This is a genomic window from Pirellulales bacterium (assembly GCA_035533075.1).
In the GTDB taxonomy this organism is placed as follows: domain Bacteria; phylum Planctomycetota; class Planctomycetia; order Pirellulales; family JAICIG01; genus DASSFG01.
In genome coordinates, this window is record DATLUO010000085.1 from 1 (window position 1) to 23,479 (window position 23,479).

The window sequence follows — 23,479 nt, forward strand, 5'->3', positions numbered from 1 at the left end:
TTACCTGGGCGTGGCAGAACAATCGTGGCCCGTTGAGCGGATGCACTAAATGTATGGCCGTGCTCGAACAGCGGTTCTCATGACAATGGCATGCTTGCTTTGTCTTGCCCCGTCGTTGCTTCATGCCGCCGATTTGCACGACGCCCAAAAGCTGTACCACACGGGCAAGTACGCCGAAACGATCGACATGGCCGCCCAGGCCATTGCCGCCACTGACATCAGCGAAGCCTGGCCCATTCTGAAGCTCAAGGGCGAGTTGACGCTGGGCCGCTATGCCGATGCCCGAAAGACGCTGGAAGCCGCGTTGGGCCGCTTTCCTTACAGCGCTCAGCTTCATTGGCTGGGCCGTGAGGTTTATCGCTTCAACAATTTGCCCGACCGCGCCAAGCGAATGGTCGACGAGCTGGGCGAACAGCTTCGGCAGGCGCCCTGGCGGTATCGCGACGCGATCAATGAAGTGGTGGTGGGGCGGTTCATGCTCTCGCAGGGCGTCGATCCCAAGCAGGTGCTCGACGCCCTGTTCAACGATGCCAAGAAGCAGCAGCCCAACGCGGCCGGACCGTGGCTCGCCAGCGGCGAGCTGGCCCTGGAGAAGAACGATTTCGCGCTCTCCGCCGAGGCCTTTGAGCGGGCAGCCAAGCTGGCTCCCGACGATCCCGACGCCAAGCTCGGCCTGGCGCGGGCCTTTGCGCCCAGCGATCCGAAGCTGGCTCAGGATGCGATTGAAGCGGCGTTGGCGATCAACCCATTTCACCTGGAAAGCCTGTTCTTTCTGATCGACGACCACGTTGATTCCGAACGCTACATCGAAGCCCGCGAGCTGCTCGATCGCGTGCGCGAGATCAATCCCGAACACCCTCGCCACTGGGCGTATCGGGCCGTTCTGGCGCACTTGAACAGCGAGCCGCAACAAGAGACCGAGTGCCGCGAGGCGGCGCTGCGCTCGTGGACCACCAATCCCGAAGTCGATCACCTGATCGGCACCAAGCTGTCGCAAAAATACCGCTTTGCCGAAGGTGCCCGATATCAGCGGCAGGCGCTCAAGTTCGACCCCGGTTATTTGCCGGCCAAGATGCAGCTCGCGCAGGACCTGCTGCGGCTAGGCGACGAAGACGACGGCTGGCCGCTGGCCGATGAGGTCTACGACAAAGACGGCTACAACGTGCTGGCCCACAACCTGGTGACGCTGCACGACAGCATCGGCCAGTTCCGCACGCTGGCGGGCGGCGGCTTCCTGGTGCGAATGGATGCCCGTGAGGCGGAGATTTATGGTACACGCGTGCTCGCTTTGCTTGGGCGGGCCAAGGTGCAGCTTTGCAAAAAGTACGAGGTGAAGATCGATGAGCCGGTGGTGGTGGAGCTGTTTCCGCGGCAGGAGGATTTTGCCATCCGCACCTTCGGCATGCCGGGCGGAGCGGGTTTTCTGGGCGTCTGCTTCGGCCGCGTGATTACGGCCAACAGCCCGGCCTCGCAAGGCGAACACCCGACGAATTGGGAAGCGACGCTCTGGCACGAATTCTGTCACGTCGTCACGCTGCACAAGACCGCCAACAAGATGCCGCGCTGGCTGAGCGAAGGGATTTCGGTGTATGAAGAACGGCAGGCCGATCCGACCTGGGGCCAGACGATCAACGCCCGCTATCGCGAGATGATGCTGGGCGACGACCTGACGCCGGTCAGCCAGCTCAGCGGCGCGTTTTTGCACCCGCCCACGCCGCTGCACCTGCAATTCGCCTACTACGAGTCGTCGCTGGTCGTGGAGTTCTTGGTCGAGAAACACGGTCTGCCGACGCTGAAACGGATTTTGGTCGATCTCGGCGTCGGCATGCCGATCAACGATTCGCTGGCCCGCTATGCCGGCTCGCTCGACGCGCTCGATCGCGACTTCGCGGAGTTCGCGGTCAAACGGGCGGAACAAATGGCTCCCAGGGCAGATTGGTCGGACCCGAAGTTGCCTGCCGCGGCCGGGTCAACGGCCGTGGCGGCCTTCCTCAAGGAGCACCCAGCGAACTACCAGGCTTTGCAGCGGCTGGCGGCGCGGCTGATCGCCGACAAGCAGTGGCAAGCGGCGTCGGAGCCGCTGAAAAAAATGGCCGACCTGTACCCGGACGACGGCGGCGGCAGTAACCCCTACGCTCCGCTGGCCACGGTCTATCGGGAACTGGACGACAGGAAACAAGAGCGTGCCGCCTTGGAAAAGCTGGTTTCTCTCACGGACGACAACGTCGACGCCCTCAGCCGGCTGATGGAACTATCGCTGGCGGCTGAAGACTGGCCGGCCGCGTTGAAGTTCGGCGATCGGCTGCTGGCCATCAACCCGTTGCGGCGGGCGCCGTATCGCGGCCTGGCGACCGCGGCCCAGCGAACGGGCGACGACCCGCGCGCCATCGCGGCCTGGCGGGCGTTGCTCCAGCTCGATCCGCTCGATCCGGCCGAGGCTCACTATCAACTGGCCACGCTATTGCACAAAACGGGCGACCTGGCGGCCGCCAAGCGTCAAGCACTCCAGGCGTTGGAAGACGCCCCGCGTTATCGGGCAGCACAGCGGGAGCTGTTGGCAATCGTAGCCGAAATGGAAAAAAAACCGTAGGGTGGGGCAAGCGAGCTTGCGAGCGCCGGCCCACCGTTAGCGACCATACCGAATATGAAACTCCGCCTTTCCTTCATCGTCGTCCTACTGCTGTCTCTCACCGCGGTCACATTCGCCCAGCGCGGTTGGCGTCGGCACCGGATGATCGACCCGAACATGAACGATCGCCGCGGCGTGCCGGAGTGGGAAAACGACAAAGAGTTCAAGAACGACGTGTTCACGTTCGTGCGGATTCAGTACACCTCCGAGTGGTACGACCGCTGGCTCACCGACTTCCCCGACAGCGACCTCAATTTTTCGTACCGCTTGCACGAATTGACGTCCCTCGATGTCGATCCGCGCGGCAAAATCCTGCAGCTCACCGACGAACAGATTTTCGACTATCCGTTTATCTACATCATCGAGCCGGGCACGATGATGCTCACGGAGGAGGAGGTTTCCGCGTTGCGGCGATACCTGCTCAACGGCGGCTTCTTGATGGTCGATGATTTTTGGGGTGAGGCCGAGTGGTATGGTTTCTACCGCAACATCAAGCGCGTCTTTCCCGACCGCGAGCCGGTCGAGCTGCCCTTGGAACACGAGCTATTCCATTGCGTCTACGATCTGAAGCAGAAGCCGCAGATTCCCAGCATTCACGCCTGGTACAGCGGCCACACCTTTGAGCGCTGGGACGCCCAGGAGCCGCACTATCGGGCACTCTTCGACGACAAAGGCCGCATGATGGCCATCATCTGCCACAACACCGACCTGGGCGACGGCTGGGAACGCGAGGGCGAAGACCCCGGCTACTTTCGCGAGATGTCCGAGAAGTGGGCGTACCCGCTGGGGATCAATATCGTAACCTACGCGATGACGCACTGAAGTCGAGCAAGAGCATCATGTCGTCTGCGGCAGTTCCACGATCTTATCGTCCAGTTTCGCGGCCGCATACGCCAGCGCCTGGCGGAGATCGTCGTCGTCCAACTCTGGGTATTCTGCCTTCAACTCTTCGCGATCACGGTAGATGGAGGCACGAAGAGCACAAGGAGACGAGGATGAGCAGTGTTGAACAACTGGAGGAGCCGGTCCGCAATCTGACAGTCGAAGAGCTGGCGGCGTTTCGGTCCTGATTTACACAGTATGATGCGGACGTCTGCGATCAATCGCGCAACTCCTAGATTTTGGTCTTGCTATCTTTATGCCAAACGAACTCGATCCCTTCCAAGCCGAGCAACAAATCGTCGAGCAAATCCGCGTCGGAAGGCGGCGGATCGATGCCGAGCTGTCGAAGGTCATCATCGGGCAAAAGCAGGTCATCGAGCAGCTCTTGATCAGCCTGTTCGCGGGCGGACATTGCCTGATCACCGGCGCGCCGGGACTTGCCAAGACGCTGCTGGTGCGGTCGATCGCGCAAATCTTTCACCTCAAATTCCAGCGCATCCAGTTCACGCCCGACCTGATGCCGGCCGACATCACGGGCACCGAAATCCTGGAGCAAACGCCCGACGGCCACCGCCGCATGCAGTTCGTCAAGGGTCCGGTCTTCGCCAACGTGATCCTGGCCGACGAGATCAACCGCACGCCGCCCAAGACGCAGGCCGCGCTGTTGGAAGCAATGCAAGAACACCAGGTGACCGTGGGCGGCGTGCGCTACACGTTCGAAGAGCCGTTCTTCGTGCTGGCCACGCAGAACCCGATCGAGATGGAGGGGACGTATCCTTTGCCGGAGGCGCAGCTCGACCGCTTCATGTTCAACGTCGAGATCGACTATTTGCCCGAAGACGACGAAGTGGCGGTCGTGAAGCAAACCACTTCGCGGCGGCCGGAGCCGATCGAGCCGATTTACACGGGCGACGACGTGCGGAACTTTCACGAGGTGGTGCGCCGCGTGCCGGTGGCCGAAGCGCTGGTGCGGTATGCCGTGCGATTGGCCGCGGCCAGCCGGCCCGGCCAGCCCGGCTCGCCCGCCTTCATCAACGACTGGGTGAGCTGGGGCGCGGGAACGCGGGCCGCCCAGTTCCTGGTGCTGGGGGCGAAAGTGCGGGCCTTGTTCGAGGGCCGCGCCCACGTGACGATCGACGACCTGCGGGCGCTGGTCCACGTCACGTTGCGGCATCGCATCCTCGTCGGCTATCGTGCCGAGGCCGAAGGCGTGTCGGTCGATCAGGTCGTCGACCGGCTGTTGGAGACGGTGCCGGCGCCGGGGTAGAATCTGGGCTATGATCCATGTCATGCCGAGGTTGCTGTTGTTCCTTTCGCTGGTGCTGGTCCTTTTGGCCGGCGGCGCCCCACGTGTACTCGCGCAAATCAAACCGGCCGACGGTCTGAACGGCTGGCTGCGGGCACTCGAAAAATCGCTGCCGCGCGAAGCCGCGAAGTTTTCGGCCGAGAGCGACGCGGCGCTCGACAAGGCCGCCGATGCCGTCGAGCAGTGGGCGGCACAAATCGCCACCTTCCGAGACGCCAAGACAAGCAACCAGTTTTTCGAGGGCATCGTGCTGTTGCTCGAGGCCAAGAACCGGGCTGACCGCCTGCTCGATACGACGCTCGAACTGCGGCGGCAGTTTGCCTCGCTCGACGACACGCCTCAGCGCAACGCGTCCCTTTGCGCCTACCTGGCCGCCACCAGCCGGTTGATCGATCTTTCGGGGCGGTTGCGCTATTTGCAGGTCGACGCGGTCAACACCGCCGGCCCCAGGCTGGTCGCCCGGCCCGGCGAGCGGCTGCCGTTGCTCGACCGCTTCACGCGCGACAAAAGCTCCGTCGGCGCCTTTTTCGCCGCGCGATTTTGGATCGCCCCCGACGAACAAGGCCGCTTGCCTCGCGTCGATCGCACCACTCGCGACCGCGTGCTGCAGTTGGCCGGCCAGGTCGACGAGCCGGCGCTGTTGCCTCTCTTGGTCCAGTCGCTCATTGCGCCTGAAGCCAGCCCGGAGTGGACGATCTCGCTGGCCGAGGCCATCCGCCGCGTCGGGTTGCCGCAGGAGCCTTGGCCCGATCCACTGGAAACACTGCCGCCGCCGCCCATCACTCCCAGCCGTTTGCACGAGGTGCTGGCCGACATGCCGGTCTCGGCGTTGCCGGGCGACCTGGCCCGACGGCATGCCGAGCTGATCGCCTGGCTCGAAACACTGATGCGCGACGGGCTGAGCGAGCCAAGTTACCGCATCGGAACCTTCGAGGTGCGGCCCGGCGATTTTCTGCTGATGCGCAACCCGTCGCCCTACAATCAATTCACCGACCTCTCGCCGGGGCTGTTCACGCATGTCGGCGTGGTGACGCTGGCCCGCGGCCGCGACGGCACGAACCGCATGGTGCTGGTCGATTTGCCCGAACGCGGCAATCGCATTCCGGCGGCAAACGTCGAGACCTACGTGCAGCGCAGTTTGCACTACTGTTTTTTGCGCCATCCCGATCCGCAGGTGGCCGCCGGGCTGGCCCAGGCGGCGCACGACGTGATCGGCAACGAATCACTGTTCGATCTCAACTTTCGGTTGCAGGGCATCCTGGGGCTGAAAGGCCAACCGCTGTCGGGCAAGAAAATCGAAACTTATTGCGCCGGCCTGCTGTTGCTGTGCGCTTTTCAGACGTCCGCCCCGCGCGAAGAATTCTTTCCGGTGCGCGAGCACCCGCGTGGCGGCAACACGCTGGAAAACCTGGCCAAGCTTGGCCTGTCGATGGACGACGATTTCATCTCGCCCACCGGGGCCCTCTTTTCACAGAAGCTGACGTTGGTCGGCCGTCGCGAGCCGATGTACGATCCGCGGCGCGAGGTGGAAGAGGGCGTGTTCGACCATTTCGCCTGGCTGCTGGCCAACCGTACGCTGGTGCCTTCGCCCGACTGGTTCCAGTCGCTGCGGCTGAAATTGGCCGAGGCGGCCAGCGGCAACAGCGTGCTGGCCGAGGCGCTGGCCAAGGCCGCCCGCGTCAACGCGCAGACCGACCTGGTGTCGGCGGCCAAGGCGGCGGCGGTGATCGAAACGCTCGACGAAATCGCCTTCGGCGCCAGCGGAGAATTCCTGGATGCTTGGGACTTTTTGCACGACCTGCCGGCCGAGCAGCTTGCCCGCGAAGGAGAGCCGGCGGAAGACGTGGCCGACGCCGCCCGATTGCAGTCGCGGCACGCCGCCGTCTATCAGACCTTCCGGGCCGGCCGACTTTCGCCCCGACGGCTACGAATGGAGCTGGTAAAGTATTATACTGATTCTGGGAAACGGGAGCTGGAGCAGCGGTTTTTCACGTCTACTTCAAATTCTGGAACAGAAGCAAAAAGCGGAGAGGCACAATGAAACGATCTTTGACCGGATTCGTGGTCGTCACTTTGACCATCGTGTTGACGGCGGGCACTTGGGCGGCACAGAAAAAGAAACCCACCAGAAACGGTTCGGCCAATGCGACGCCGACTTCGTCGAGCAGCGCGGCCGGAAGCTCGGAACCGGAGTTGCCGGGCGATCCACGTTTGGCGAAAATGGAGAGAGACTTCGTCATCGAGGTGGCGGGACTGGCCAAAGAATATGAACGCAAGAAAGACCTTGACCGCGCCCGCGAATGCTACGAGCAGATATTGAAGCTCGTCCCGCACCATCCCGACGCCGAAAGGAAGCTGAAGGAGATTCGCGGCAAGGAGATGATGGCCGAAAAGAAAAAGCTGACGGTGCGAGCGACCGACGGCTGGCAAGACACGGGCATCAACGTGATCGCCAATCGGCCGCTGTCGATTCATGCCGAAGGGACCTGGACCTTCCGGATGGAACAGGTTCTCGACGCCGACGGCATGGAGATCCCCAAAGAGCTGAAAGAGTTCAATCTCGGTTGTCTGGTGGGCAAGATCGTGTCGGCTGGAAGCGCCGAGGAAAACCAGCCGTTCATGGTCGGAAAAGACGTGGAGATCGCGCCGGACCAACCCGGCCGGCTGTGGCTGCGGATGTACGACAGCGATCCGACCGACAACAAGGGCCTGTTGAGCGTCGAGATTCTGGGGACGTTCGAGAAAGGGAAGTAGGGACGCCTGGCCGCAACAAAGGGAAGCCACGAAGAGCACAAAGACCGTAGGGCGGGACTGGCCTGCGCAAAATCGCGGCTTGCGGACCATTTGAAGTGATGCTGGTTTTGTTCCCGCCACGACGGGGCTTGCCGCTCGTCGTTCTACGCACCTCGCGCGTCAGCCGCGTAGCGGCGAGATAGTTTAGCCGTGGGGCGCAAGCCCACGGTACCGATGCGGCAGATTAGGCAAGCCGCGTAGCGGCGACAGAGGTATCGCACCACGCGCTCTGTCGCCGCTGCGCGGATCGTTGGTGTCCCTCTTTCGTGGGCTCGCGCCCACGGCTAAACCCTGCCGTCCCTACGGGACTGAGAAACGCAACGGGGCGCGACGCGGCGGCGGAAGTTGGCGACGTCGATCACGGTGGGCCGGCGCTCGCAAGCTCGCTGGTCCCACCCTACCGCCCTCTGCCCCAGCCACCATCTTGTTTGCCATCCGCAGGCGACGGCAACTGGCGGATTCCGCCAGTTGGCCAACAAGGGGGGTGTCACCGCGAAGGAAAACGCAGCTCCGTGTCGTTTGCGGCCACCTTTTTGTAACTGCTGGCTCGCACGCCGCTGGGATACGTCAGGCGAAACCAATAGCCGCCCGACAGGGAGACGCGATCGCCGGCGGTGTGGCTTTTCCAGGGATAGGCGTCTTCGGACCTGCCGGCCAGCGACCACAGTTTGTGGTCGGTGTTGTAGACGAACTCGATCGTCGTGTCCGGCGGTGCCACCAGCCGCACGCGCGGCCTGTCGCTGGCTGGCTCCGCGTTCTGGCCGCGGTGATACTCGATTCGTAGGTTGCCCATCCGCTTGGCGCACTCGTTGATTCCTTGTTGAAGCACTGCGTCCAATTGGCGGCCGAGTGGACTCCGCACGGGCTGCACCGGCGGTTCTTGTTCGCTCGCCTTGCCGGCCGCTTCGGCCAAGCTTGCCCGACGCGCGGCGACCGTGGCCGCACCGCTGCGGCGCAGCGTATCGAGCTGCTGGCGCAACGCCGCCTCCATCCGCAGGTAAATCTGGTCCATCATCGGTCGGTCCGCGGGACGCTCGAAACGCTGCCGCCGACGCAGGTTGATCTTCACCAATTCGGCCACCAGCTCTTCCAGGGGAGCCAGCGCCCGCATCGTTTCGACCTTCAACTCAACGTCGGTCACGTGCAGAGTGCCGCCGCTGACGGAGACCTTGGGAGCCTCAAACACCAGGCCCTGGCCGCGCAGGGCCTGGGCCACCGCCTGTTCGATCTGCCCATAACCGATCTGGCCTTGCTGTGGCAGATCGAGCGCGAAAACATGGTCGAGCCAGAGCGTGCCGTCGTCGTGGCCGGGTTCGACGAACGCACCGACCAGGCCCATGCCTCGGGCACAAGCGTCGATGCCGTTCTGCAGCAGGTCGCCAAGCTGCCGCAACCGCTCGTCGAGCTGCCGCTGCTTTTCCTCGTCGTCGCCCGGCTGCTGGGCCAGCGTCAGCTCGGCCGCGACAACGGCTTCCATCCGCCGGTAATAGGGATCCATGACCTGCTGGCTGCGCGAGCGCGCAAACAGATGCTGCCGGCGGATTTCGATGGCAAGCTGGTCGAGGAACACGGCTTTCAGCAGGTCGCCGTCGGCCAGCCAATAGTCGAGCGAACCACCGTCCGGCCGGTCGGCGAAGGGGCCGGCGTCTTTGACCCACAGCATGCGGCCCACGATCTTGTTCGAGGGCGGCGTATAGGCGACGTCGCCCGCCCGCAACGACTCGACCGCCAAGGCGCGAAGCTGGTTGAACGTGATTTCCGCGGCACGGGCTCCCGCGGCCAGCGGGCCGACGGCAAACAGGGCCGCGTAAAGTATAAAACAACCGCGGTGCATGCCGGTTTGCTCCTTCTCAGAGACCCAGGTGACTATCTTTCTGAACGATCTTCGCATGGGAAACTCATCACATACTAACCTGCCGCGGCCATAACATGCTTGTGGGGCGTGATGTTCATGGAGGTATACGCATGCATTTGCAGCAAGCTCACGAGCTGTTCTCTCGGCGGCGGGACCGGTCGATGTTCGAGGTACACACCTCGTTGCGGGGCGAGCAGGCCTGGCCGTTGTCGGCCGCGGCGGCGGTGTCGCTGTCGGGTCAGCTTGACGACTGCCTGACGGGCGACGACTTGGACCTGGCGCTCAGCGATTTCTTGCAGCTCTATCGCCACGGTATCGTCGGCCGCGACGATCTGGAAGCGGAAATCGGCCGCGTCATGCTGGCTCTGGCCGACGCGGAACACGAATTGGCCGCCTCGGCCGTTGAGCGATGAGAACCGCAGTCGTGGAGATGCCTGTCGTTCGCGCTTAATGGAGCGCGAAACAACTGGTCGATTACCTTGGGCGATTTTGCCGTGCGTTGGGATGCCTGAGTTGATTGACCAATGGTTTGATCTAGCGTAGCCTGAAGCAACCATGGCTTTTGTCGTCAACCTGAAGGAATCGGTCATCGACGACTTGCGCTGGTTGGGCCGCAAGCATGGCCGGCTGCTGCTCAAAGAGGCGGAAAGGCGATTGTCCGTCGATCCGCTCGCGGAAGCTCGCAACATGAAAACGTTGCGGCCAAACCCTGTGGCGCAGCGCGAACTTCGATTGTCCGGGAAATATCGAATCTTATTCAACGTAGATCCTGCCGACGAGATCGTCACGATCGTGCTCGTTGGCGAAAAACGCGGCGATGCCCTAATCGTCCAGGGCGAGGAGTTCACAGAACATGAAAGTCATCCCCCTGAGTGAAGCGAGGGCCAACTTGAGCCGTTATGGCCATCTGTGCCATGACGAACCGATCATTGTAACGGTCAACGGAGTTCCCAGCTTCCAGTTGGTGCCTCTTGAAGAGGACCGGGCCTTGGTCGATCGACTCATCGAACATAATCCCAAGTTTCGAGAGATCTTGGAAAAGAGACTTGACGAGCGAGGCGTCTCGGTCAAGGCGGCACTGCGACGTCTGTAAGGCTGTCTTCCATCTACAAATCGCCGACGGCGCGGCGCAAGCGGAACCAGGCCAGCGCGGCGTCGTAGGTGGCGTTGTAGAAATTGGCGTAGCTCTGCACGCGCTGCGCTTCGGCGTCGAGCACCTCGGTGTAGGTGCTCAATTGCTGGCGGTAACGGTCCTGCACCACGTTCACGTTCTCTTCGGACTGGGTGACGGCCACCTGCGAAACCTCGACCCGCTCGCGGGCCTCGGCCAGGTTGAGCCAACGGGTGCGCACCTCCAGGGCGATGGCCGCCGCCTGGTCGGCCCGCTGCCGCAACAATGCCCGGCCCTGCTGCTCTTGCGCCTGGGCCTGCCGCCGCGAGGCGCCGCCGTCGTAAAAGTTCCAACTTCCCACGGCCGTCGCCGCCCAGATGTCGCGATTGCTCAACGTGTTGAAGCCGAGGTAGGCGTAGTTCAAGCCGACGTTGACGTTGGGCCGCACCGCCGCCCGCGTCACTTGGGCCTGGGCGTCCAGGGCCCGCGCCTGTTGCGTCAACGAAATCAGCTCGGGCCGGTTGCGCAGGGCCTGCTGTGTAAGCCGTTCCAGGTCGGCGGTGTCCCCGCCGTCAAGCGGCGTTCTGGCGCGTAGCGCGGCGGCGGGAGGCGGCCGGCGATCGGTCCGCTCCTGGGGCCGCACTTCTTCGGCCGACTTCGGAGGGCCGACTTCGTCCAGTTCGACCACCCGCTCGAGCGGCCGCAGCAAATAGCGGTTGTAGGTGGCCCACGCGATGCTTTCCGCGTTGCGGGTCTGGATTTCGCGCAGCCGGGCATTGGCCAGCGACACCTCGGCCGACAGCTCCTCGTTGCGCGTGGCCATGCCGACCCGCTGCCGGTTTTTCACATCGGCCAGGAACGAGCTTAGGCGGCTGACGTCGCTACGGGCGACTGCCAGGTTGCGTTTGGCTTGCAACACGCCGACGTAGGCTTCGGCCACGGCCAGCTTCAAATCGAGCGCCGTGCGAAACTGCTCCGCGCGCTGCTGGGCGGCCCTCGCGCCGGCCGCGTCGATCGACGCGCGGATTTTCCCGCCGGCATAAATGGGCTGGTTCAGCGAGTTGATGGCAATCGGGATATTGTTCTGAGTGACGCCGAACAGGAAGGGGACGGTTCCGCCCGCTTGCGGGCCGCCGCCCGACGCGCCGGAGCCGGCGAACGCCGGCGAATTAATGCCCGGCGTAGGACTGAGCAACTGGGCATCGATGACGTTGGCGGTTCCCCTGGGAAGCCGGCCGCGCTGGGCCGCCGCCAGGTTGAGTCCGGCTGCGCCGGTGTTCAGCCGCTGGGCCTGCAACTGCGGATTGGCCGAGAGCACGATCCGCCAGGCGTCGCCCAGGTTCTCGGCGCGCGCCGTTGCCGACGCCGCCAACCACAGCAGTGCACACCAGACCGGTTTTCCGCAAGCGCGTTTCGTCATCCGAAATCGTTTCCCCCAGCATCAGCCCCGCAGTTTTCGACATGGGGCATTAGTACCGAATCGGCCGAGAATGCCGACGAACATTGACTTTAGTTGTGGTAACGACTTTTACTCGCATTCGTGTGGGCGACGCGTCTTGCCCGGTGTTCCTACCCTTCCGGCCCACGCCCACCGCCGCCTGCCGGCGATAAACCAAGGCGGAGCGGGCCATTTCCGATACGGGCCGCCAAATTGCTCGAAAGTCGTCAAACTCGCCTCGCGCGGCGCATTTGGCCCACATGGGGCAAATGCACTCGGCGGGGCGGATTTGACGGATTCTTGACCATCTCGGCTGCCAACGGTGGCTACCGTCGTCGAACCCGTCGCGAATGAACTAAGCTTGTTTCGACGCTCCTCACAGCCAAACAGGTCAGGCCCAAGCCATGAAACGTTTCAAACGCAAGCGACTCCTCGTCGATCGTCAGGTGCAGGGCGCCTTTTTGCTGCGCGCGGTAGGCTACTGGCTGATGTGCCTGGTGACCGTGGTTTTGTTGATCACGTTCACCAACATGATCGCCGAACCCGCCAAGCTGTTGCTGACCGATATCGACAACCCCTGGTTCCGTCTGGGGCCGACGGTGGTGTGCGGCCTGTGCTTCTTGCCGGTCGTCATTTACGACTTTCTGCAGCTCAGCAATCGGCTGGTCGGTCCGCTGGTGCGCCTGCGGCGGGGCATGCGAGCGCTGGGCGAGGGCCGGCACGTCGAACCGATCAAGTTCCGCGACGGCGACTTCTGGCGCGAGTTCGCCGATGAATTCAACGCCGTCGCCCGCCGGGTTCACGAGGCAGGCGGCTGCTGCGGCCGGCAATCGAGCGAGAGAACCGCGCCGGAGCTTGTCAGCGTGGGCAGCGGCGATTAGCCTTTCCGTAGGGTGGGGCCAGCGAGCTTGCGAGCGCCGGCCCACCAGTCCGAGGCGCCAGGCGTCAGGATAAACAAACCTGATGCCTGATGCCTGATGCCTTCCCCGGAGTGCCGGCGCTCGCAAAGCTCGCTCGCTCCCACCCTACCTGTTGCACAACCCACGGTTCACCATCGACGAGCTTGCCATGATCTCTTGCCGCTTCGCCTGCACGGTTTCGCAGTTTGTGTTGCTTGCACTTTTCTTCTCGCCACGACACACTTGTGCCGTGGACGACTATCAGCCCGGACCCGATTCGCAGCGTCAGCCCGGCGTACCGCAGGGCAAGGTCACGCAGCACTTCTGGAAGAGCAAGGTGTTCGAGGGCACCGAGCGCGACTACTGGGTCTACGTGCCGGCGCAGTACACGCCCGAAGAGCCGGCGGCGGTGATGGTCTTTCAGGACGGCGGCGGCTACGTCGATGAAAAACGCGATTTCCGCGTTCCCATCGTGTTCGACAACCTGATCTTCGGCGGCGACATGCCGGTGACCATCGGCCTGTTTATCAATCCGGGATCCTTTCCGCCGAAGGAGCCCAACGGGCAGGCGAAATCGAATCGCAGCTTCGAGTACGACACGCTCAGCGACCAGTATGCCCGCTTCCTGTTGGAGGAGATGCTGCCCGAACTCGCAAAGAGCTACAAATTGGCAGACGACGCTTCCGCACGGGCGATCTGCGGCATCAGTTCCGGCGGCATTTGCGCGTTTACGGTGGCCTGGCAGCGTCCCGACGCCTTCAGCAAGGTGCTGAGCCATGTGGGGAGCTTCACGAACATCCGCGGCGGGCACGTCTACCCGGCCCTGATCCGCCAGACGGAAAAGAAGCCGGTCCGGGTGTTCTTGCAGGACGGTTCGGGCGACCTGGACAACAAGTTTGGCAACTGGCCCTTGGCCAATCAGCAGATGGCGGCCGCACTGAAATTCGCCGGCTACGATTATCAGTTCGTCTACGGCGACGGTGGACACAACGGCAAGCACGGCGGCGCCATTCTGCCCGACTCGCTTCGCTGGCTGTGGCGAGATTACAAGCCGCCCGCGGCGAACAAATAGCCTGTCCGGCCCAGTTTACGCGGCATGGGGCCGTGCGCTGCTTGAGCGATGCCGTTCCGACTGCATTTACCGCTCATCCTTGCCGATGTTGAGAAAGTGCTACACGCCTTTCCTTGGATACAACCGGCAGGCTCGCGACCGTACAGAGACGTGCGGCAAGTGCGCTGGCGCGCACCCCGTCACCTGCTGGCAATGCTTGGTCTTTGCAGCCTGGCTATCGCTGCAATGGGCTGTAGAACTGCCCCGCCAATGACGAAGGCGACCAAGCCAGTCGCCGGCAGGCAAAACGGTCTGGCTGTTGGCAACCAACCACCGCCGTCCGTTGGGCCGCCGATCTCGTCAGCCACACCGCCGTCCGCCGGGCCGCCGGTTTCGTCACCAACGCCGCCAGTTTCGTCGGCCCTGCCGACGGCTGTGCCCGCGGCGCTGCAGTTTGTGAATCGTCCCGGTGGTCCCCAAGCGGCTGACCCACGCATCGCGGTGCGGCCAGCGAGCTTTCAGCCGGAAGAGCCCCTTCCGCCGGCGGACGCAACCGCGCCGGCCAACGCGGCGGTCGCCCCGTTGACCTTGCCCGCAGCCATCGAAACGTCGTTGGAACAAAACCCCGATCTCGTGGCGCTGCGGCAGGCCGAGGGTGTGAGCCGCGCGGTGGTGGGAGTGGCACGATCGTTTCCGTTCAATCCGTTCTTCCAGTTTCAGGCCACGCCGGTGGAACAGGCGCCGGCCGCGGCGAAAGCGGCCGAGCCGAACTCCGCCCAGAAGATATACCAGTATTATTTGGTGATGCAGACCTTCGAGTTGGCCCACCAGCGAAAGCACCGCGAACGGGCGGCGCTGGCGCAGCTCAGCAGCGTGCGGTGGAACGTCTTTCAGGCCGAGCTGCAGAACATCGCCCTGACCGAGCAGTTGTTCATGGCCGCGCTCTATCAGCGCGGCCTGCGCGACCTGGCCCGCGCGGGCGCCGACCTGAGCGGCAGTCTGCTCTCGGTGATGGAGCGGCAATTGGCGGCCGGGCAGGCCTCGGCGGCCGATGTGGCCACCACGCGCATCGACGCCCGTGCCACCCGGCAGCAGGCCCGCCTGGCCGATGCCAACTATCAGACCTCGCTGCTGGCCTTGCGGCGGCAATTGAACCTGCCCTACGGCGCAAACGTCGATCTCGTGGGCGACCTGGCCGAGCTGGAGTTTGTGCCGGTCGACGCCGAGCACCTGAGCCAGGTGCCTTCTCTCCGCCGGGCCGTGTCGAAGGCCGACAGCGGCGAAGCGATCATCCGCGAGCTGGCATCGGGGCGGCCCGACGTGCTGGCCGCGCAGTCCCTGGCGGTCGCGGCCGCGGCCAACCGCGACCTGGCGCGGTCCAACCGCGTGCCCAACTTGATCGCCGGGCCGTACTACCAGTCCGACGACTTCGGCATCAAGTATTTCGGTTTTCGCGGGCAGGTCGACATCCCGGTGGCCAACACCGGCCGGCCGCTGGTCCGCCAGCGCACCGCCGAGCTGCGGCAGCAACAGGTGACGGCCGAGCAGCTTCGCAATCGCGCCGAGCAAGAGGTGCGGGCGGCGCTCGATCGCTATGAGCGGGCGCGGCGGTTGGCGGTCGATTCGGCGGCCGACCTGGGCGAGGGGATGCCCGTCGAGTTGCAACGGCTGGAGCAGCAGTTCCAGGCGGGCGAGGTCGACATGATGCGCATTTTCACGGCCCGCAGCAGCCTGCTGCAGTTGCGGCGTGCCTATCTCGATTCGCTCAACGAGCTGGCTTTGGCCGCGGCCGGCGTGACCGCCGCAACCGGCCTTCCGCCCGACGCGCTGATACGCGTTCGGGCAACTCCCCTGCCGCCGCCGTTGCCGCCTTCCGCCGCGCCGCAGGACTAGCATAAAGCCCTGGGTTCAGGGTTCGGGGTTCAGGGTTCAGGAAAGAGCCCGAGAAGCACGGCCGGCCAGCGAGCCGGTCGCGGGCCAGACGTTCTTGGCTTGGCAGATCGCCGCCGATCCGCCCGTGAATTGCAGCAACGCGACGTGCTGGCCAGCCTGCTGCCGCGTTAACTTTTCGATGTTGGACCCCGAACCCCGAACCCCGAACCTCGAACACCGGCCGGCGGCTTGCCCTGCCGCGGCGTTCAACGTATCCTAAAACTCAAATTGCCCGCCTTTGACCGGAATGTCCGGACCCCACCTGTGAGACTCACAATGAGCTTGATCCGCGCGTCGCTGTTGTCATTCTCCCTGGGCGCGTTGTCGCTCGCCGCCACCAGCGTGGCCCACGCCCAGGCCACCCAGTCCAAAGTCGCCAAACCGGCGGCCAAGCCCGCTGCGGCCAAGCCCGCTGCCAAGACAGTGGCCGCGATCGATCCGCTCGATTGGCCCACCTGGCGCGGACCGGAGCAAAACGGCATCTCGCGCGAGACCGGCCTGATCGACCATTGGGACACCGAGGGCGACAACGTGCTCTGGAAAAGCACCGCCCTGGGCAGCCGCTCCACGCCCATCGTGATGCGCGGCAAGCTCTACACCATCTGCCGCCACGAGCCGGGCACGCCCCGCGAGCAAGAAAAAGTGGTCTGCGCCGACGCCGCCACCGGCGAGATCCTCTGGGAGAACCGCTTCAACGTCTTTCTCTCCGACGTGCCCAAAGAACGCCTCGGCTGGTCGTGCTGCACGGGCGACCCCGCCACCGGCCGCGTCTATGTGCTGGGCGTCTGCGATTACTTCCAATGCCTCGATGGCGACACGGGCGAAACGATCTGGTCGCACTCGCTCAGCGAAGAATACGGGTTTTTGAGCACCTATGGCGGCCGCACCAACGTGCCGGTGGTCTACGAAGATATGGTCCTGATCAGCGCGGTGGTCATCGGCTGGGGAGAGATGGGCGTGCCCGCCCATCGGTTTGTGGCCTTCGACAAGGCGACGGGCGTGCCGGTCTGGTTCAACGGCACGCGGCTGCGGCCCGACGACACGACGTACAGCACGCCCGTGCTGACGGTGCTGGGAGGCCAGGCGGCGATGGTGTTCGCTTCAGGCGACGGCGGCGTGTGGGCGTTTCAGCCCCGCACCGGCCGGCCGCTGTGGAGCTATCAGTTGTCGCTGCGCGGGGTCAACATCACGCCTGTGATTGATGGCGATACGGTCTATGTGAGCCACAGCGAAGAGAACCCTCCGCCCGATACCTCGATGGGCGCCTTTTGTGCCATCGATGGCACCGCCAACGCCGACCCGGCCGCCAAGAATATCGACATCACCAAGTCGGGCGGCAAATGGCGCGACAAAGAGATCATGGTCGGCAAGAGCTCGCCGATTCTGGTCGATGAATTCTACGAAGCGGGCCTCGTCGATCGCCGCATCTATGCGCTCGATGATTCAAACCTGCTTTACATCTTCGACGCCCAGACGGGCAAGCAGATCGGCCGCAAACAGCAACTGCTGGGCACCATCACCCGCGCCAGCCCGGTCTATGCCGACGGCAAGATTTACGCCTGCACCACCAGCGCCTGGCACGTTTTAAAGCCGACCAAGAGCGGCGCGAAGATCACGCATCGGCTCCGCTTCGGCCAGGGCGAAGAGGTCCACGGTTCGCCGATCGTCTCTCACGGCCGCGTTTATCTGCCGACCACCGAGACGTTGTATTGCCTGGCAGACAAAGACGCCAAGACCGGAGTCGATCAACGCCCCGAGCTGCCCAAGGAAGACGAACTGACCGACAAAGAGCCGGCACACGTGCAGGTAGTACCGGTCGAGTCGCTGATCGAGCCGGGCGGCGTGGTCGAATACACGGTGCGGCTGTTCAATGCCCGCGGCCAATCGCTGGGCGACGCGAAGGAAGTGAGCTTTAGCGTCGACGGCGGCGGCACCATCGACGACGACGGGCACTTCACGGCCGACGACAAACACCAGCAGGCCGGCGTGGTGGTGACGGCGCAGGTGGGCGAGTTGACAGGGACGGCCCGGATTCGCATCGTGCCCCCGCTGCCCTGGAAATACGACTTCGCGAACCAGAAGGTGCCGGTCACCTGGGTTGGTGCCCGATATCGCCACATCGCCCTCGATTTCGACCTGCTGGAATCGCTGAAAATGCAAGACCAGCGGGCAGGGCAGCTCTACATCTATTTCATGACGGCCTTCACGAACAGCGGCCAGGAGAAAGCGAGCTTCAACGACCGCACTCCGCGCCGCGCTTGGACCGACTTTCTTCGCTACCTGGAACTGGACGAAAGCGACGTGATGAAGACGCTCGCAGGCGCCCAGCAAGAGCTGGAGCCGGCCTTGAAGTTGGTGAAAGAGTCGGGGGCCATCGCCGACTACAAATGGTCGTCGGTCAAGGGCGACGTTGGCCTTGACGTGGCCAAGGGCAAGCCCGAAAACGAAGGTAGCGACGTAGAGGGCAGTGACGTAAAGGGCAGTGGCGTGATGGTGAAGATCACCACCATACCGAAGGGCACCCGCAGCCAATGCTGGATGGGGCCGCCCAAGTTTCACGACTACACGGTCCAGGCCGACGTGCGGGGAGCGATCCGCGACGGCAAGCAACCCGACGTCGGGCTGATCGCCCAGCGTTACACGCTCGACCTGATGGGCGTGAAGCAGCAACTGCAGATTCGCTCGTGGACCTCGGAGCTGGGGCGGTTTTCGAAGACGGTGCCGTTCAAGTGGAACTACGACACATGGTACACGATGAAGTTCCAGGCGTCGGTGGAAGAGGGCAAGGCGGTGCTGAAGGGCAAAGTCTGGCCGCGTGGCGAAGACGAGCCGGAAGAGTGGTCGATCGAGGTGGCCGACGACGCCCCGAACGTGATCGGCAGCCCCGGCCTGTTCGGCAACGCCAGCGACGCGGAAATCTTTTTGGACAATATCGAAGTCAAGGAAAACAAGTAGGGTGCAGATGTTCGTGCTGGATGTGTTGCACCATGACGCGGTCGAGCAGGTCTCATCCATCGTACGGCTATTGAACGACACCAGCGGTTGCGTGGGCTGGCGCGAATTCTGGCCGCGCGATTTCACAACCACGGAGGTGGTCTCGGCTCTGGTTGCTTTGGAACATGACGGCCACGTGAGAGCGCTGCGCGAACGCTCAGCCGGAGACGACCTGCTCGCCGTCCCGTCGGGCCAGCCCGACGCTTCCGCTTGCGAAGAAATCTGGTTTGCACTAACCGAGGACGGTCGCCGTCTGTTGGACGAATGGGATCCGCCTCGAAATTAGCCTTTGGCAATTGTTTTACTCACGAGAAAAAAACATGCTCTGCATAAACCGTCTCAGTTCCGTCGCGCTGCTGTTAGCCGCGGCCATCGTGGCATCGTCGCAACTGGCTTGTTCTGAAAACAAGGCTCCGCCGGCTCAACCGAACGCCGCGGCGAAGAACGATCTCACTCCGCCCAAGGTCGAAACGTCGACGGAAACCACGCCGACCAGGGAAGAGAAAGAGCCGGCTGCTGACATGCCGGCGGAAAGCACAACGGAGCCGGCGGCCACCGAAGAAAAGCCGGCGAGCGAAACTCCGAAGGAAGAACCCGCCGAAGAGAAGCCCGCGGCCAGCGAGAAGTCGCCGCAGACAAGCAAGAGCGAAAGACCCGCCGCCAAGACGGCCAAGGCCGAAGAGCCAGGCGGATTGACCACCGAGTGGAACCAGTGGGGCGGTTCGCCCATTCGCAATAACACGCCCGTGGCCAGCAACGTTCCGACCGAGTGGAACGTCGGCGAGTTCGACAGCCAGACGGGCGAGTGGCAGCGCGACAGCGCGCAAAACATCAAGTGGGTTGCCCGGCTGGGGAGCCAAAGCTACGGCAACCCGGTCATCGCCGACGGCAAGGTGTTTGTCGGCACCAACAACGGAGCGGCTTACCTCGAACGATACCCGGCCAGCGTCGATCTGGGTTGCCTGCTGTGCTTCAGTGAAGACGACGGGCATTTCCTCTGGCAGCATTCCAGCGAGAAGCTGCCCACCGGCCGCGTCCACGATTGGCCGCAGCAGGGCATCTGCTGTGCGCCGTTGGTGGAAGGCCAGCGGCTGTGGTTCGTCACCAGCCGCGGCGAAGTCGCCTGCCTCGACACCGAAGGTTTTCAGGACGACGAAAACGACGGCCCCTTCAAGGGCGAGGCGAACGAAAACAAAGACGAGGCCGACGTGGTCTGGTATCTCGACATGATGAAGGAACTGGGCGTCTCGCAACACAACATGTGTAGTTGCTCGGTGACGTCCGCGGGCGATCTGCTGTTCGTCAACACGTCGAACGGCGTCGATGAAGGGCACACCAACATTCCCGCGCCCCAGGCGCCGAGCTTCCTCTGCCTCGACAAGAACACCGGCGAGGTGCTCTGGTCGGACAATTCGCCGGGCGAGAACATTCTGCACGGACAATGGTCGTCGCCCTCTTACGCGGTGATCGACGGCGTGCCGCAGGTGCTGTTCGGCGGCGGCGACGGCTGGCTGCGCAGCTTCCGCGGCGAGGCGACCGATGACGGCAAGCCCGAGTTGCTCTGGGAGTTCGACTGCAATCCCAAGATCGCCAAGTACAGCGTGAGCGGACGCAGCACGCGCAACCACATCATCGGCACGCCGGTGATCTTTGACGACCTGGTCTACATCGCCGTGGGCGAAGACCCCGAACACGGCGAAGGCAACGGGCATCTGTGGTGCATCGATCCCACCAAGCGCGGCGACGTGAGCAGCGAGTTGGCCGTGAAGGTCGACGACCGCAAGCACGTGCTGCCCAAGCGGCGGTTGCAGGCCGTCATTCCTGAAGACGGCGAGGTGGCCATCGACAATCCGAATTCGGCCGCCGTCTGGCACTATGCCGAGTACGACTGGAACGGCGACGGCAAGATCGCCGACTTCGAGGAGAAGATGCACCGCACCTGCGGCACGGTGGCGATCAAAGACGGCCTGCTGTTCATCCCTGATTTCAGCGGGCTGTTCCACTGCCTCGACGCCAAGACCGGCAAAGTCAACTGGACGCACGACCTGTTCGCGGCCACCTGGGGTTCGGCCATGATCCTGGGCGACAAGGTCTATGTGGGCGACGAGGAAGGGAAGATTTCGATCTTCGGCTTATCGGCCGACCCGGTGGTGGCCATGAAGAAGAAGGAGAAGGACAACGAGGAAGATCCGGACGAGTACGAGCCGCTGGCGCAGATCGAGATGGGCAACGCGGTCTACAGCACGCCGGTCGTGGCTAAGAACGTGCTTTACATCTCGAACAAGTCGCACTTGTTCGCCATCGCCAAGCCGGGCGAGGGCGAGCAGGCCAACGCGGCGCCGCCGGCCGCGGAAGTTGCCGGCAAGTAAAACATGCGGTGGCTGGGGCAGAAGCTGGCCGAGTTGGATCCGTCACTTCCGCAAGGCGAAGTCGGCCAGCGATGCCACGGTCGGCGATCTCCCGGGAGCCGGCATACCTTCTTCCTCGCTTTTTACCCAAGTAGGACACAGCATGACCAAGCGAGTTCTGGACGTCGGGCAGTGCAGCGTCGACCACGCCGCCATTCGGCGGCTGATCGAAGGCCAGTTCGGCGCCCAGATGGTGCAGTCGCAGGGCATCGACGACACGCTGAAGCGGCTGGCTGACGAGCGGTTCGACTTGGTGTTGGTCAACCGCAAGCTCGACGCCGATTACAGCGACGGCCTGAATGTGATTCGCGCCATCAAGGCCGAAGCGTCGTTATCGTGTACGCCGGTGATGCTGGTGAGCAACTATCCCGACGCGCAGGAAGCGGCGGTTGCCGCGGGCGCCGTGCCCGGCTTCGGCAAAGCGGAGCTGGACCAGCCGGCCACGCGTGAAAAGCTGCGGCCACACTTGTCTTCGTGACCCGTTTGTAGGGGTTCCTTGGCACATCCGAACTGGGTGCGCGATCCGGCGATTCAATGATGTGAGGCTCGAATGGCGATCTTGCAAGAGCTGGAAAAAGAGTTCTCGACCCGCGCGATGGAACGTCACGGAGTGGTGCTGATGCGCCCTGCCGGCGCGATGGAGTACGTTGCACGTTGCGCCGAGCACAGCATCGAGGTGCTCGGCATCGACGGCTTTCGTGTGGACGGCGACCAAATTCAGCCGCTTATGGAGCACAGCATTGACTTAAGCCTGTCGCCTCGGCCAACGAGCGAACAAATCGGTAGCCACGAGCAGGCGGTCGAGTTCTTAAAGGCACACGGCGGATCCGATCTTTGGTTCGAGATCGTCGTAGACGCGTAGCCGATCCTTCGATCAGCGCGGTAATCGGGTAAATCGGCATTCGGCGCACCGATAGCAGTAAGGGAGGACCGAGCGACTCAGCCGCTCACTCTTGTTCCTCAACTCTCCTGCCCAGATTCAGTGATCGCCAGTCGCTCTTCATCCATTCGCATATCTCATCGTAAGTGCGGCAGAAAACTTGATGCTGGTGCCCGACCGGATCAAAAGCGACGGTTCATGTCCGCATTATACGCCCCGCCGGCTGGCGGTTCCAGGCAGATGTCGTCAGACGGGACGCTTGAGCTCCGTCACGACGAACGTCGCGCCGACCACGACCAGGCCGACGATCATCGCATAGAACACCGACTTGGCAAAGCCCCATTTCAAGGCGTGGCCGGTGATGGCCGCGATGACCATCGTGCCCATCACGCTGAAGTTGAAGGCGATGAACATCGCCATGCGCTGCTGCTTCTTGCGCGCGGCCTTGTCGATCGGAGGGGCTTTGACCGCCGGCTTGGCGGACGTCTTGGCAGCCGCGGGAGTCGCCGCGGGTGCCGCCGCCTCGACGGGCCGCGCCGGCCCGCTCGCTTGCTCGGCTGCCGCCGCTTCGCGCGAATAGTGCTTGCCGATGACCTGGTTGACGTCGCCCGGCGTCACCAACACCAGCCGCACCGGCATGCCAAACCGCAGACGCAGCAAGTCTTCGATTTCCGGAGGAAGCAGATGAGGCGCCATCATCAGCACCCGTCCGTCGGCCACCATCAGCGGCACGCACGACTGCTGGCGGGCCGTGAGGGCGGGCACCTTGGGCAACAGCGATTCGTCGATCTCGGCGTCGGACAGTTCGATAAACGGCAGCCCGATCGATTCGGCGTACACCGGCATGACTTGCTCGGCCGGCGCGGAGCGTTGCTGCAAGAGGGCGTCGCGCACTTCGACGCCGATGGTTTTCGACAGCCGACGGGCTTTCTCGAGTTGCTCGGCGGTCACGACCTTGCGGGCCACCAACAGCTCTTCGAAGGTCTTGGCCTTGCCCGCCGAGGCCGCCGCGGCCCGGCCGAGCGAAGTGTCGTACTCCGTCTTGCGCACGTTGTCGGTCAGGCAGAGCATCGCCTGGCACAGCTCGTTCAGCAGGGCCTGCGACTGCGGCCCGTATTCGCCGGACGCGTACTTGCGCACGTGAGCATTCAGTTTGCGATAGCTGGCGCGGACCGCGTTCGCATCGTCCTCGAACAGCTTCAGGCCCAGAAGCTGGTAATGGTTGAGCGGACGGGCCGTTTCTTGGATGCCCAACCAGTCGCGATAGACGTCGATTTGCGTGCTGCTCATTTCGTCCCCTT

Annotated in this window: 19 protein-coding genes; 16 read left to right on the forward strand and 3 right to left on the reverse strand. The window is 63.5% G+C overall.

All coding sequences use genetic code 11. The annotated features are described in order from the left end of the window. Positions 1–79 precede the first annotated feature (79 nt). From VNH11_11420 to VNH11_11440, 5 genes are all read left to right on the forward strand, one after another. Positions 80–2,590, forward strand: a complete 2,511-nt coding sequence (locus VNH11_11420; GenBank protein ID HVA46967.1) for a tetratricopeptide repeat protein — start codon at positions 80–82, stop codon at positions 2,588–2,590. Between the two features lie 54 nt (positions 2,591–2,644). Next, on the forward strand, positions 2,645–3,451 hold the full coding sequence (locus VNH11_11425; protein HVA46968.1) for a DUF4159 domain-containing protein: 807 nt from the start codon (positions 2,645–2,647) through the stop codon (positions 3,449–3,451). Between the two features lie 316 nt (positions 3,452–3,767). After that, on the forward strand, positions 3,768–4,778 hold the full coding sequence (locus VNH11_11430; GenBank protein HVA46969.1) for a MoxR family ATPase: 1,011 nt from the start codon (positions 3,768–3,770) through the stop codon (positions 4,776–4,778). Between the two features lie 22 nt (positions 4,779–4,800). Continuing rightward, positions 4,801–6,858, forward strand: a complete 2,058-nt coding sequence (locus VNH11_11435; GenBank protein ID HVA46970.1) for a hypothetical protein — start codon at positions 4,801–4,803, stop codon at positions 6,856–6,858. Further along, positions 6,855–7,571, forward strand: coding sequence for a tetratricopeptide repeat protein (locus VNH11_11440; protein ID HVA46971.1), 717 nt, complete (start codon positions 6,855–6,857; stop codon positions 7,569–7,571). The genes VNH11_11435 and VNH11_11440 overlap by 4 nt, the downstream gene beginning before the upstream one ends. Positions 7,572–8,097: 526 nt before the next feature. On the opposite strand, the gene VNH11_11445 is transcribed toward VNH11_11440, so the two are convergent. After that, the gene (locus VNH11_11445) at positions 8,098–9,444 is read right to left on the reverse strand and encodes a hypothetical protein (GenBank protein HVA46972.1); all 1,347 of its coding nucleotides are present in this window, start codon (positions 9,442–9,444) and stop codon (positions 8,098–8,100) included. Between the two features lie 131 nt (positions 9,445–9,575). Between VNH11_11445 and VNH11_11450 the strand changes: the two genes are divergently transcribed. The 3 genes from VNH11_11450 to VNH11_11460 all read left to right on the forward strand — a co-directional run bounded on the left by VNH11_11450 (position 9,576) and on the right by VNH11_11460 (position 10,558). Next, a complete protein-coding gene (locus tag VNH11_11450; GenBank protein ID HVA46973.1) occupies positions 9,576–9,878 on the forward strand; it encodes a hypothetical protein in 303 nt (100 codons plus the stop codon). A gap of 142 nt (positions 9,879–10,020) precedes the next feature. Beyond that, positions 10,021–10,341, forward strand: coding sequence for a hypothetical protein (locus tag VNH11_11455; protein HVA46974.1), 321 nt, complete (start codon positions 10,021–10,023; stop codon positions 10,339–10,341). Continuing rightward, a complete protein-coding gene (locus VNH11_11460; protein ID HVA46975.1) occupies positions 10,319–10,558 on the forward strand; it encodes a type II toxin-antitoxin system Phd/YefM family antitoxin in 240 nt (79 codons plus the stop codon). The genes VNH11_11455 and VNH11_11460 overlap by 23 nt, the downstream gene beginning before the upstream one ends. A gap of 13 nt (positions 10,559–10,571) precedes the next feature. On the opposite strand, the gene VNH11_11465 is transcribed toward VNH11_11460, so the two are convergent. Further along, complete coding sequence (locus VNH11_11465) at positions 10,572–11,996, reverse strand: TolC family protein (GenBank protein HVA46976.1); 1,425 nt, start codon at positions 11,994–11,996, stop codon at positions 10,572–10,574. 422 nt (positions 11,997–12,418) lie between these two features. Here VNH11_11465 and VNH11_11470 point away from each other — a divergent pair, with 422 nt between their 5' ends. The 8 genes from VNH11_11470 (at position 12,419) to VNH11_11505 (ending at position 22,160) form a co-directional block, all read left to right on the forward strand. Further along, positions 12,419–12,895, forward strand: coding sequence for a hypothetical protein (locus tag VNH11_11470; protein HVA46977.1), 477 nt, complete (start codon positions 12,419–12,421; stop codon positions 12,893–12,895). Positions 12,896–13,082: 187 nt separating this feature from the next. Then, positions 13,083–13,985, forward strand: coding sequence for an alpha/beta hydrolase-fold protein (locus tag VNH11_11475; GenBank protein HVA46978.1), 903 nt, complete (start codon positions 13,083–13,085; stop codon positions 13,983–13,985). Between the two features lie 567 nt (positions 13,986–14,552). Next, positions 14,553–15,857, forward strand: a complete 1,305-nt coding sequence (locus VNH11_11480; GenBank protein ID HVA46979.1) for a TolC family protein — start codon at positions 14,553–14,555, stop codon at positions 15,855–15,857. 315 nt (positions 15,858–16,172) lie between these two features. Next, entirely contained in the window at positions 16,173–18,851 is a 2,679-nt protein-coding gene (locus VNH11_11485; protein ID HVA46980.1) for a PQQ-binding-like beta-propeller repeat protein, read from the forward strand. A 7-nt stretch (positions 18,852–18,858) separates the two neighbouring features. Beyond that, positions 18,859–19,176: a hypothetical protein gene (locus tag VNH11_11490; GenBank protein HVA46981.1), complete on the forward strand. Its 318-nt coding sequence runs from the start codon at positions 18,859–18,861 to the stop codon at positions 19,174–19,176. 34 nt (positions 19,177–19,210) lie between these two features. Then, positions 19,211–21,259, forward strand: coding sequence for a PQQ-binding-like beta-propeller repeat protein (locus tag VNH11_11495; GenBank protein ID HVA46982.1), 2,049 nt, complete (start codon positions 19,211–19,213; stop codon positions 21,257–21,259). A 142-nt stretch (positions 21,260–21,401) separates the two neighbouring features. After that, the gene (locus tag VNH11_11500; protein HVA46983.1) at positions 21,402–21,776 is read left to right on the forward strand and encodes a response regulator; all 375 of its coding nucleotides are present in this window, start codon (positions 21,402–21,404) and stop codon (positions 21,774–21,776) included. A 72-nt stretch (positions 21,777–21,848) separates the two neighbouring features. Next, a complete protein-coding gene (locus tag VNH11_11505) occupies positions 21,849–22,160 on the forward strand; it encodes a hypothetical protein (protein ID HVA46984.1) in 312 nt (103 codons plus the stop codon). A gap of 264 nt (positions 22,161–22,424) precedes the next feature. Here the strand turns inward: VNH11_11505 and VNH11_11510 are convergent, their stop codons facing one another. Further along, complete coding sequence (locus VNH11_11510; protein HVA46985.1) at positions 22,425–23,468, reverse strand: hypothetical protein; 1,044 nt, start codon at positions 23,466–23,468, stop codon at positions 22,425–22,427. Between the last annotated feature and the right edge of the window lie 11 nt (positions 23,469–23,479).